We start from the raw sequence: 336 nt of genomic DNA, 5'->3' as shown, positions 1-336 counted from the left end.
AATCATCGCGTTTGCCTGGACATTGAAGGGCAAGTTTCCGGTGGGGTATGACCCGAACGCGCGGCCGGTCGAGCGGGATGTGACAGATCAAGGCGAGGATTACTGAGGCCTCAATCAGAGTCGGGCGGGCTTGTCCGTCAATGCGCTGTGTCAGTCACATGTCCAGCAGCCGACACTGAACATTCACGCGCAAGCCCCCAGGGGATCAGTTCAGCATGTCGCTCAGCGGGATGAAATTGACCTGATCACCAGGCACCAGCGTCGTCCCTTCCCACACCTCCACAAACCCTTGCGCCCACGCTGCGCTACGCAATACACCGGAGCTCTGGGTGCCGT

At 59.8% G+C, this 336-nt stretch carries 1 protein-coding gene; it reads right to left on the bottom strand.

Features of this window, described 5'->3' with window-relative positions; genetic code table 11:
- Nucleotides 1-205 precede the first annotated feature (205 nt).
- A partial coding sequence (locus tag AC0L3U_RS38835) for a hypothetical protein (protein WP_473365031.1) occupies nt 206-336 on the bottom strand: 131 nt, incomplete at its 5' end.

This window comes from Bradyrhizobium sp. Kon69 (assembly GCF_055807515.1).
Note: the sequence above shows the minus strand (reverse complement) of the source record. Positions and strands in the feature narration are given on the sequence as shown.